At 35.4% G+C, this 11952-nt stretch carries 5 protein-coding genes; 1 reads left to right on the top strand and 4 read right to left on the bottom strand.

Translation table 11 applies throughout. The features are described 5' to 3' along the window. Window positions 1-72: 72 nt before the first annotated feature. The 4 genes from AC1Q7L_RS14460 to tsf form a co-directional block, all read right to left on the bottom strand. Entirely contained in the window at window positions 73-2904 is a 2832-nt protein-coding gene (locus AC1Q7L_RS14460; RefSeq protein WP_492306975.1) for a T9SS type B sorting domain-containing protein, read from the bottom strand. 126 nt (window positions 2905-3030) lie between these two features. After that, entirely contained in the window at window positions 3031-5877 is a 2847-nt protein-coding gene (locus AC1Q7L_RS14465) for a T9SS type B sorting domain-containing protein (protein ID WP_492306974.1), read from the bottom strand. Window positions 5878-5957: 80 nt separating this feature from the next. Further along, the gene (locus AC1Q7L_RS14470) at window positions 5958-10052 is read right to left on the bottom strand and encodes an FIDD domain-containing protein (protein ID WP_492306973.1); all 4095 of its coding nucleotides are present in this window, start codon (window positions 10050-10052) and stop codon (window positions 5958-5960) included. A gap of 210 nt (window positions 10053-10262) precedes the next feature. Next, window positions 10263-11090 (bottom strand): translation elongation factor Ts, encoded by an 828-nt coding sequence (gene tsf / locus AC1Q7L_RS14475; protein ID WP_410693710.1) that lies wholly within the window; start codon window positions 11088-11090, stop codon window positions 10263-10265. Between the two features lie 148 nt (window positions 11091-11238). On the opposite strand from tsf, the gene AC1Q7L_RS14480 reads away from it, so the two are divergent. Next, window positions 11239-11952 carry a DUF6759 domain-containing protein gene (locus AC1Q7L_RS14480; RefSeq protein WP_410693709.1) on the top strand — a complete coding sequence of 238 codons (714 nt, stop codon included), beginning with the start codon at window positions 11239-11241 and terminating at the stop codon, window positions 11950-11952.

Here is an 11952-nt window from a genome sequence, read left to right on the forward strand (position 1 = left end):
TAAAGCATTGAAAAAATAACAAAAAAACCACGATTCCCAAATCGTGGTTTTAATTAAAATATTTTGAATTAATTATTCTCTGTTTTTCACTAAGATCCAACCGGAGAATTTAATTGGAGTTTGCTTTTTATTAGGCTCATTCCAGCTGATATCATACCAGTAATTTCCTGTGGATACTTTATTGGTTCCGTTTGTAGTTCCGCCCCATTTGTATCCGTTTGTTTTATCTGCCTGATAGATCTTGCTTCCGTATCGGTCGAAGATATTCACAACTAAATTAGGTTTGTGAGCTAATGAAGAGTAGTCAATAAAATCATTCACACCATCATTATTAGGTGTAATTACGTTGATCAGATTAGGAATTGTAATTTCAACCTCAATAGGATTACAGTCGTAAGCATCTTTTACATATACAGTTCCGTTTCCTCTAGGAACGTCTTTAAATATGTTTGAATCCTGCCAAGTGATATTATCCATAGAATATTTATATGGAGCCGTTCCACCTGCTACATATGCAGTCACAGTGTTGTTTGTAATATCAATGTTTGAGATAACAGGCTGCTCAGAAGCATATACTTTTACAGTTTGTTTTGTAATACAGTCACCTGTTTTTAGTTTTACCCAATACGTTCCAACACCTACGTTAGTGATAGACGGAGTAATTGCTCCTGTGCTCCATTCGTAAGCATTAAAACCTGGACCTGCATCTAAGGTTGTTTTGTCTTCCATACAGATAATCTTATCTTTCAATATGGCAGATTCTACAGGTGCAAGGACGATAAGTTTAACTTCAGCTACACTGAAACATCCGTTTGCGTTTGTCACTCTTATATAGACAACACCGGTTGGTGCGATATAGTTTGTAAAATTAGTAATTTCATTCGTTCCGTTTGCGGCATCAGTAGGAGATGGGAAATACCTTTTAGTAACTCCCGGTTCTGTACTAACGCTAGCCAAAGTAAGATTAAATAATGCTGTTGCCGGATTCGTTTCAATGAAACAAGATCTTAAGGTTGCATTATTTACTACTGGACTTTTTGATACAGTTAAATTTAAAGTAATCTGCTCACAATCTACAAAGTTTGGATCGTTACCACAGAATTTATAAACAATTTTATCTGCCCCGAAATATCCAACGGTTGGAACGTAAGTGATTACACCTGTTATAGGATCGACACCTGCTGTACCATTTGCTGGAGGAGTAACAATCGTTACAGTTCCCGGAACAGGAACCTGACTTGAAGTCGTAAACTGAGGAAGGATATTTAAAAGACCCTCACAAACTGTCATTGCTTTTGTAGTCTCTTGAAGACAGGTATAAACTTTATAAACAGGAGTAGTCTCCGGAGGACATGATCCTATTGTAATTCTTACAGTATAATCTCCTGATTGAGTAGGTGTATAGGTATTAGCATTAGCTCCTGTAATAGCAACACCATTTCTGAACCACTGATAGGTTTCAAAACTGTCATCAACCTCCAATACCAAACCTGGAATACAAGTTCCGGTTTGTTTAGCAATTAAAGGAATTGAAGAGAATCCTGCAAAATAACCTCCATATCCTGCTGTGCTGTATCCACCGTTTACACCGGCAGTAACAGCTTTTGTTGAAGTAATGGAAACATTTCCGGTAATTCCGGTAATTGCATATGTTACCCATTGGTCGTTACCCAAAAGATCATAAGGACCTTGCGCCGCAGTTGGAGCAACACCATTTACTGCTACAACAGCACCTTTTTCAGTTAAGATATTAAGTTTTAAAACAACTGTACCTGTATACGTCGGCATTGCCTGAATATTACCAATTTCATCAATTTTTCTTGGTAAGAAACAGTTCAATGGCGGGATATAATTGTATCCTGCTGTTGCAGTACCACCTGATGATCCGATTAATTGATATAAATAAATATTTTTTGTACTATGAACATAAACATTGTAATGCCCACCACCTTGACTGATGTATGCACTGTTTAAAATTCTGTAATAATCTCCTTCATTAAGAGTTGCAACAGGTATTGTAGCATCATTAAGGAAAATTTCTGTGTTGTTTTCTGTGGCAATTATAATTCCCCCTTCCATATCGTAATGATTGGTGAGTGGAGATAAACTTCTTACCATTGCAAATTCGTTTCCAAGACGGGTTGTAGGAACAGATTGATCCATAACAAGGTCAGACCCTCCAGTTGTATTTCCTGTGGCGAACATTCCGTTTGCATTTCCGTTGGTTACGGAAACCGGTTTATCAGATGAAATTTTAGTTCCGATAAAACCTGCCTGGTTGGCAACAGTATTTCCAACACCTGCAAGAATATAAGACTGTCCTTTATTTAAAGTGAAATTTATTGTTAAAGGAGGAGTCATGTTGTTAATAAACTGAATGTTGGGATCATATCCGGTAACCGTTACTTTCGTATTGTCTTCGGTTGCCATGATACCCGTTGTGAAGTTCATTGCGCTACTGCTCGTTAAGGCAGTCGTGATAGGAGTTGCAGCAGCATAGAATGTTGTTCCGATGCCGGCTTTTCCTTTAGAAGTTACAACCTCACCATGAATACTGTTGTATATTCTTAATGATGTAAAATAAGGTTTATCTCCTTTTGTATAAACTCCCATATTGTTTGGAACAGCAGCGCTCGAAGTATTTGTTGTTGTAATATACTGCGAAGGCAATGTAAACATCTGAGGGCTACCTTTACTGATGGTCACCGTTCCAATCACAGCATTGTTGTTGTAAATAGTTACCGGAAACGGAGTAACCGAATCTGTGGAAAAGTATAAACCATGTTCATACGTTGATGATGATGAGTTAAAATAGGGGGCAAACCAATGGTCTGTGTCCCTTTGCGCAAAAAGCGTATTAATTGCCAAGACAATTAATACTAAAGATAGTAGAAATTTTTTCATAAGCTGGAATTAGGATTGTGCAAAAATAGCAGAATATTTTAATAAGTATTGATAATATTGCTTAAAATAAAGGTCTATATCATAAAAAAACCACGATTCTAAAATCGTGGTTTAAAAAGAAATTTGTTATTCTCTATTTTTTACAAGAATCCAACCTGTGTATTTTATTGGAGTCTTTTCTTTATTTGGTTCATTCCAGTTGATGTGGAACCAATATGTTCCGGTTAAGATTTTCTTATCGAAATGCTTACCATCCCATCGGTAGTTATTAAACTTATCTCCTGTGAATATCTTATTTCCATATCTGTCATAGATAACGAAGCTTAGATTTCCTTTGTAGGCTAATTCACTGTAATCGATATAATCATTTTTGTTATCTCCGTTTGGTGTAATGGCATTCAATAAGTTCGGTACAGTAATTTCAACAGAAATAGGTGTACAGTTATAAGAATCTTTTACATAGAATGTATGCTGACCTCTTGAAAGATCTGTAAATACATTAGAATCCTGCCAGTTAGCAGTTCCGTCAACTGAATATTTATATGGTGGAGTTCCTCCGGTAACATTTACAGTTGCTGTATTGTTAGTAATCTCGATTTCTTTGATAACAGGATCTGCAGTTTTATTAACTCTTACTACCTGTGTAACGAAACATCCATTCTTTCCAAGAACTACAGTATATTCTCCAACACCAACACCTTGGATACCTGATGTAGTTGCACCAGTATTCCATAGGTAAGAATCATATCCTGGACCTGCTTCTAAGTTTGTTCTAGAATCAATACAGATATATTTGTCAACAAGAATTGGAGATTTTTTGATAGGTTTTGCAACCAATTCAATTTTTGCATTTGCTGTACAACCTTCATTACTTGTGATTTTTACATATACAAATCCTCCTGCAGAACCATAATTTGTAGGATCCATGATCTGGTTTGTATTAGCATTAAGATCTACCAATGTAGGATAGTATTTTTTAGTTACCTGATTAAAATCAATAACGTTAGCTAATGTTAAATTAAAGTATGCTTTGTCTTCATACTGACAAGCTTCCATTTTAGCATCTTTTACGATAAATGGAACTACCGTTAAGTTCACTGTTACGATTTCACAATCGATAAATTCAGTACCATTACCACAGAATTTATAAACAATAACGTCTGGTCCTACATATCCTGCTGTAGGATTATAAGTAATAATACCTGTTGCTGGATTTAAAACAGCTGTTCCATGAGTAGGCTGTGTTGTAATTGTTACAGTGCTCGGAACCGGAGTTTGTGTTGAACCTGAAAATGTTGGAGTGATAATTTTTGTAGCACATGCATTTACACTTACAGTTGTATTTTTAACACAAGAATATACTTTATATATTGGTGTTGTAACAGGAGGACATGTTCCCATTGTTACTTTTACCGTATAATTTCCTGATTGAGTAGGAGCATAAGTACTTAATGTTGCCCCTGTGATAAGAACTCCTTCTCTGTACCATTGATAAGTTTCGAAACCATCATCTACTTCCAAAATGATACCTGGAGCACATTCTCCTGATTTTTTAGCAATAACCGGGATTGAAGAGAATCCTGCAAAATATCCACCATAACCAACGGCTCCACTTCCTCCGGCGATACCTGCGGTAACGGCTTTGGTAGATGTTACTGTTACGTTTCCTGATAATCCGGGAATTGAATATGATACCCAAGAAGTTGTTCCTAAAACAGGATATGGCCCTTGTGCGGTTGGTGGAACTGCACCGTTTACATTAACAACGGCTCCGGTTTCTGTAAGAATATTTAGTTTAATATCATTTGAACTTCCGTTAAGATCGTTAATGAATGCAATTTCATCAATTTTTCTAGGTAAAAAGCAGTTCAATGGAGGTATATAGTTGTATCCTAAAGTTGCAATACTCGTTGCAAGACCTGCCAGAAGTTGGTAAACGTATGCATTTTTACTTGTTCTAATGTACATATTGAAATGTCCGTTACCCTGATCAATATAATTTGTATTTGAAATAGCATTAACTCTGTAAAAAGCTCCTTCATTAATAGTAGCTACAGGAATTGTACTGTTATTAACATAGATTTCGGTATTGTCTTCCGTTGCGATAATCAGTGCGTCTTCTACTTTAATATCGATATTTCCGTTTCCTTTTACCAGAACGAATTCATTTCCTAACCTGTCTACCGGTACAGATTGATCCATAATGATATCTGAACTTCCTCCAACAGAACCTAAAGAAAACTGTCCGTTAAAGTTACCGTTAGTTAAAGAAATGGGTTTGGTTGATTCTATTTTAGCACCAATGAATCCTATTTGGTTACCTGCTAGATTTCCTCGCCCTTCAATGATATAAGATTGTCCTTTGTTTAAGGAGAAAGTCATCGTTGGGTTAGTAAGGCCGGTTGTCCCATTGGAAAACGTAACAGAAGTTGAATAGCCCGAAACTGTAACAACAGTGTTATCTTCTGTTGCCAGTATACCTGCCATAAAGTTATAAATAGAACCACCTGCCAAATCAGTAATTGGAGCAGCTGCTGCATAAAACTTTTTACCAATACCTGCTTTTCCTTTTGAAGTTAAGATTTCCCCGTGACTTGTAACTGAGAATCTAAGGTTAGCATAATATGGTTTTGTCCCTTTTGTGTAAAGCCCTTTTGTAATAGGGGTAAAAAGGTCTGTTTGTGATGTTGTAACAATAGCTGATACAGATGTAGACGGAGTTACAGGAATTACAAAAATCTTTGGATCTCCTTTACTGATCGTAACAGTACCAATAATAGCATTATTGTTATAAATGTCTACCGGAAATGGTGTTACAGAATCAGTAGAAAAATATATAGACTGACCATTGGCGCCTCCCGTTAGACCGGTTCGATTCATCATCGGTGCAAACCAATGCTCTGTATCTCTTTGCGCAAAGAGCGTATTAATTGTAAAAAAAACTAATACTAGACTAAGTAGAAATCTTTTCATATAAAAGTGGAATTAGGATTTCTACAAATTTAAAATAATATTTGAGATATTGTTAGTAAAATTTAAAGAAAATTATTAAATTATTCGCGATTCTTGATTAAAATCCATCCAGAATACGAAACTGGTAATTTTGTATCTGGCTCGATCCATTTTAAAATATACCAATAAGTCCCTGTGGGAAGAGTTCTTCCATTTGACTTTCCATCCCAGATATAATTTTTGTCTGATGATTTATATACAGCCGCTCCATATCTGTCTACAACTTCTATTGTTACATTTTGTTTTATTCTTAAATCTGAATAATTCAGAACATCATTTTTCCCGTCACCATTTGGCGTAATGGCATTAATTAGATTTAAAACTAAAAATTCTTTCGTAACCGGCTGACATCTATCTGCACCTAAAACATATACTGTATGAATGCCTCTTGATAATCCTGTGAAAACGTTTGATGCTTGATAATCAATATCATTCAATGAATATTTATAAGGAGCCGTTCCTCCTGAAACATTAACTGTTGCCGTAGTTCCTGAAACTGCAATACTTGTAATTGTTGGCGCTTGAGCAGTTGCAACAGTTACCGTCTGACGATAAATACATCCGTTGAATCCAAGATCTACATAATAATTTCCTGCTCCTACCGTAATAGTTTGACTAGTAGCTCCGTTGCTCCATAAATATGATGTAAATCCTGCTCCTGCATCTAATATCACTTTTTCATCAGAACAAATTATCTGATCACGAAGCGTCGTCGATTTTTTTGGAGTTTTTAATTTAATATTTAAAATTCCTGTATTTGGACAGTCTGTTGCGCTTGTAAATCTTACATAAAATGTACCTGTTAGGTTGATAGTTTGTGTAGAAGATATTGCATTCGTTCCTGTCTGAGCATTAGCTAATGATGTATGGAATGTTAAAGTTACCGCAGGATTATTGGTGAATAAATTTTTATAATCATTAAGGTTTACGGTTTCAGAACCATTAAGATCATTGTCGCAAATTTCTGTATTTACGGTGCTTGATAATAAAGTTATTCTGTTTCCAATTTTAAAATTGATCTGTCCAAAAGCTGGTGGGCAACTAGATGGATTGTTATCAACTCTTACATAAACAGTTGTATTTGCAGTATAAGTCCAGGTTGTTGGTAATGTATTATTGTTTCCTGCAGTAGCATCTGCCTGATTTAAATAATATCTAACTGTAAAATTCGCTGAGTTCGTGACAATTTGAGGAGTTACGGTTGCAAAATTTACACTGATTGCTCCTTCAAAGCTGTTGTCACAAAGAGTTGCGTTATAATTATTTGTATTAATGTTGGGTGAAGGAGTTGCTGTTAAAGTAATCTGAGCGACTTTTGAGCATCCTGCCGATGAAGTGACATTAGCATAAATAATTCCTGCCGGTCCCGAATAAGTTGTTGGATTTGTAATCTGCCCTGTTAAATTTGAATTCGTAAAATAGGTAATTGTAATCCCAGGATCTGAAGAAACATTTGCCAAAGTAAGGTTATAAGTTCCGTTTCCGTTTGTTCCAGCGCAAGATGATAAAGAACCGTTATTTACATTTGGAAGGGCATTTACAGTTAATGTGATCTGAGCTATTTTTGAGCATCCTGCCGATGAAGTTACATTAGCATAAATAATTCCTGCAGGTCCGGAATACGTTGTTGGGTTTGTAATCTGTCCAGTTAAATTTGAATTGGTAAAATAGGTAATTGTAATCCCAGGATCTGAAGAAACATTTACCAAAGTAAGGTTATAAGTTCCGTTTCCGTTTGTTCCTGCGCAAGATGCTAGAGAACTGTTATTTACATTTGGAAGCGGATTTACAGTTAATGTGATCTGCACCGTCTTTGAACATCCAGCCGATGGAGTTACATTAGCATAAATAATTCCTGCCGGTCCTGAATATGTTGTTGGATTTGTAATCTGACCCGTTAAATTTGAATTGGTAAAATAGGTAATTATAATCCCCGGATCTGAAGAAACATTTGCCAAAGTAAGGTTGTAAGTTCCATTTCCGCTTGTTCCGGTGCAAGATGCTAAAGAAGCATTATTTGCGTTCGGTGATGGATTTACAGTCAATATAATCTGCGCTGTCTTTGAACATCCATACTGTGAAGTTACATTAGCATAAATAATTCCTGTAGGTCCCGAATAGGTTGTTGGATTTGTAATCTGCCCTGTTAAATTAGCATTCGTAAAATAAGTAACCGTTGTTCCTGTATCTGTTGATACACTTGCTGTTGTTAAGTTAAAAGTTCCATTTCCGCTTGCATTTGTACAAGATGATAAGGAAGAGTTATTAACATTTAGAACATTTGTGTTGATAATTATTTTAAAATATTCAAAACTAAAAGGATTTCCATTTCCTTGAATATAATAAATAAATGTGTCACTCGTATTTGTAGTAATCCCCGCGTTTGGAGTGTAAGTAATTTGTCCTGTTGTTGGGTTTACCGTTGCTGTTCCCGAAGTTGGCGGAGAAATAATACTCGTCAGTGAAGGAACAATTGCTTGTGTTGAGCTTGTAAAAGCCGGAGTTATCACTTTCGTGTTACAAGAACCAATAGTGTAAGTTGTTGTAGTAATTGGTGGGCATAAAGTATAGCTATAAATAGCTGTCAATCTCGTTTCACAATTGTTTTTTGTGATTTGGCAGGTATAATCTCCAGCTCCGTATAATTCAGGATTAATAGAGAAGGAGGTCGCTCCTGGAATTAAAACTCCATTGAAATACCACTGATAAGCATCATAATTACTGTCTACTTGAAGTAAAATTCCAGCATAACAGTCACCTGTTTTTGTAATGGCAGGCACAGAAGAAAATCCTGCAAAATAGCCTCCATAACCTACTGCACCATTTCCTGCTGCTATTCCTGCTGTGACAGGTAATGTTGAATTTACGGTAACATTTCCTGTTACATTCGGAATAGAATACGTTACCCAGTTTGGATTTCCAGTTACAGGATAAGGCCCGTTTCCTGCCCCAATATTATTTCCATTAAAAGTTACTGTTGCACCTGTTTGAGTGATAATATTAAGTTTAGTATCGTAAGATGTATTTCCTATTTTATTAATAAATCCAATTTCATTAATTTCTTTAGGTAAAAAACAGCTTAATGGAGGTATAAAATTCATTCCACCTGTTGCATAAACTGTACTTCCGGAAGTTCCGGCAAGAAGTTGATAGATGTAAACATTATTTGTAGCGGAAATACTCATATTATAATTTGCATTCCCTTGATTGATGTAATTTGTTCCTTGTACAATATAATATTGTCCTGCATTCAGCGTGACAGTATTCAAAAGGTTACCGTTAACAGTAAGTTTGGTATTGTTTACTGTGGCAACAACCAAAGCAGCTTCCATTCCTGAAGCGGCCGGCCCGTTTCCTTTTACCATGACAAAATCTTTCCCTAATCTTTCCACAGGAACCGCCTGATCCATCAATACATCCACATTACTGTTGTTTTGAGTGGTGTAGATACTGTTGAAGTTTCCGTTGGTAACAGAAACAGGTTTGTCGGAAACTAATTTTGCACCGACCAATCCGTTTAGATTGCTTGTAGCCAGATCACTTTGTGCTTCAATAATATAAGATCTTCCTTTATTAATAGTGAAAGTTCTCGACGGAGCCGAGTTACCATCAGAAAAAACAACATTGGGATTATATCCTGATAATGTTACAGTTGTATTGTCTTCTGTTGCAATAACTCCAATTGTGGAATTAACGTAAGGTTTCGCTGTCGTATTTGGAGCCAATCCTATGAAAAAGTTTTTTCCAACTCCTGCTAGTCCTTTTGAAGTAATAATTTCAGCCTGATTGGGAACTCCAAATCTAAAGTTGGCAAAGAATTTCTTGTTTCCTTTTACCTGTAATCCCATTGGTCTAGAATTAAACAGATTAGACAATGTAGAAGCAATCATAAAATTACTTGGAATCGTCACCTGCACAGGATTTCCTTTGCTTACCTGTACGGTAGAATATACCGCATTGTTATTGTAAATCTGCACAGGGAAAGGCGTAGTTTCGTTTGTAGATAGATATAAATAACATTCCGGAGTGCCCTGTAGAGAGCTTGCCGACATCGGTGCAAACCAATGTTCAGTATCTAATTGAGCATTAGCAAACAGGCAAAGAAATGTACAAATAACTAGTAGAAATTTTTTCATGGTTTATTATAAGGGGGCGCAAATATAATAATTAACAATTAATATTTTGCATAAAAAAATTTAATAATGATCTCGTATCATGGATGTTATTGATTATTTAATATTCACTTCATATTCACTTTGTCAGTTTTCTGATTTTCATGAAAATGGGGCACAAAAAATCCCGATGAAAAAATTCACCGGGATTATTATTTTTCTTTGAAAGATTAATTAAGCTAAGCTTGCTCTTACAAATCCTGTTACTTTAAGGTCTCCGTTTACAGATTTTACATAATCAGCAATAGAAATACTTGCATCTTTAATGAAATCTTGGTGTACCAAAGTGTTGTCTTTGTAGAATCTCTGCATTTTACCTTTCAAGATATTGTCGATAATGTTTGCAGGCTTACCTTCTTCTGTAAGTTTATGTCTTTCGATTTCTAATTCTTTATCGATAGTTTCCTGAGAAACTGCATTTTCGTCAAGAGCGATAGGGTTCATAGCAGCAACCTGCATAGAAACAGCTTTAGCAGCTTCGTCAGCTCCGTCTACTTTAGCAGAAAGAGAAGTAATAGCAGCGATTTTGTTTCCAGCGTGTATGTAAGCTCCTACGAAAGGACCGTCTAATCTTTCGAAAGTACCGATCTCGATTTTTTCTCCGATAACACCTGTTTGCTCGATTAATTTTTCAGCAACAGTCATTCCGTGGAAATCAGTAGCTAAAAGTTCTTCTTTAGAAGCAGCAACAACAGCCATTTCAGCCAATTCGTAAGCTAGCTCGATGAACGCTTCGTTTTTAGCAACAAAGTCAGTTTCACAGTTTAAAGAAATAATAGCACCTAATGTGTTATCTTCGTTTACTCTAGCGATAACTGCACCTTCAGCAGACTCTCTGTCAGCTCTGTTAGCAGCAACTTTCTGTCCTTTTTTTCTAAGGATGTCGATCGCTTTGTCGAAATCTCCTTCAGCTTCAACTAAAGCTTTCTTGCAGTCCATCATACCTGCACCTGTAATGTTTCTCAATTTTGCTACGTCTGCAGCAGCTGGTGTATAAGACATAATATCTATTATTTTTTTATTGTAAGATTAGTATTGATTTTTTTAGCTTATTTTTAGAGCAGTGCAAAGATAATGATTTTAATGATAAACTAAAAAATGACTTTTTGCGTTATTTGTATATTTAATAAAAATTTTAAATGATTAGTTAATGAAAAAAATATTTCTCCTCATTTTTTTATGCATTTTCACTCTTGGGTTTTCTCAAAAGAAGAAAAAGGGCAAATCTAAGGCTATTGTTGAAAAAGAAACATTAATCATCTACACAGAAAGCGATGCCGAAAGTACAAAAGAAGCCCGAATTATTGCAGGATTTTTAAAACAAAATCCAGGTCACGCAAAAACAGATTATTTTAAAAAGAAATTGATAGAAATAATTATGGCCGATAATTCTCCGGAAGCAAAACCAACAATTAAACCTCTTAGCAAAGAAAAGGTTGAAAAAATTGTTAATAATAATGAATTAAATAATTCTAAAACAATTGCTTCCAATGCAAATAATAGTAAGACTGCTGCAACGCCAAGTAAAACGGTAAATTATGCAAGCGCGGGTAGTGCAGCTAAAAAAACAGAGCCAAGCGAGAAAAATAAGAGAACGGCAGCGATGTTAACGCATATGTTTAATGATGATCCGATGGATAAAGAAGCTTATATTAATATTAAAAACAGATCAAAATGTAATTTAATTGTAAAAATAAGCGGAAAAAAATATTACAATCTAGATGTTCCGGCAAACAGTCAAAATTATCTTTTAGTGGATAAAGGAGAGTATGTATTAACAACTATGGTTTGCGATGCAAAATATTCTTCATTAAAAAAGATCAATAAAGATATTGAGATTGAATTGAATCTTAGAGAAGATTAA

This window comes from Chryseobacterium sp. GW823-FHT05E08, assembly GCF_058795655.1.

What these genes read in the sequence shown, in the direction of transcription:
- AC1Q7L_RS14465 (WP_492306974.1), bottom strand. Translation starts at nt 5,877, where the DNA reads ATGAAAAGATTTCTACTTAGTCTAGTATTAGTTTTTTTTACAATTAAT.
- AC1Q7L_RS14480 (WP_410693709.1), top strand. Translation starts at nt 11,239, where the DNA reads ATGAAAAAAATATTTCTCCTCATTTTTTTATGCATTTTCACTCTTGGG.
- tsf (WP_410693710.1), bottom strand. Translation starts at nt 11,090, where the DNA reads ATGTCTTATACACCAGCTGCTGCAGACGTAGCAAAATTGAGAAACATT.
- AC1Q7L_RS14470 (WP_492306973.1), bottom strand. Translation starts at nt 10,052, where the DNA reads ATGAAAAAATTTCTACTAGTTATTTGTACATTTCTTTGCCTGTTTGCT.
- AC1Q7L_RS14460 (WP_492306975.1), bottom strand. Translation starts at nt 2,904, where the DNA reads ATGAAAAAATTTCTACTATCTTTAGTATTAATTGTCTTGGCAATTAAT.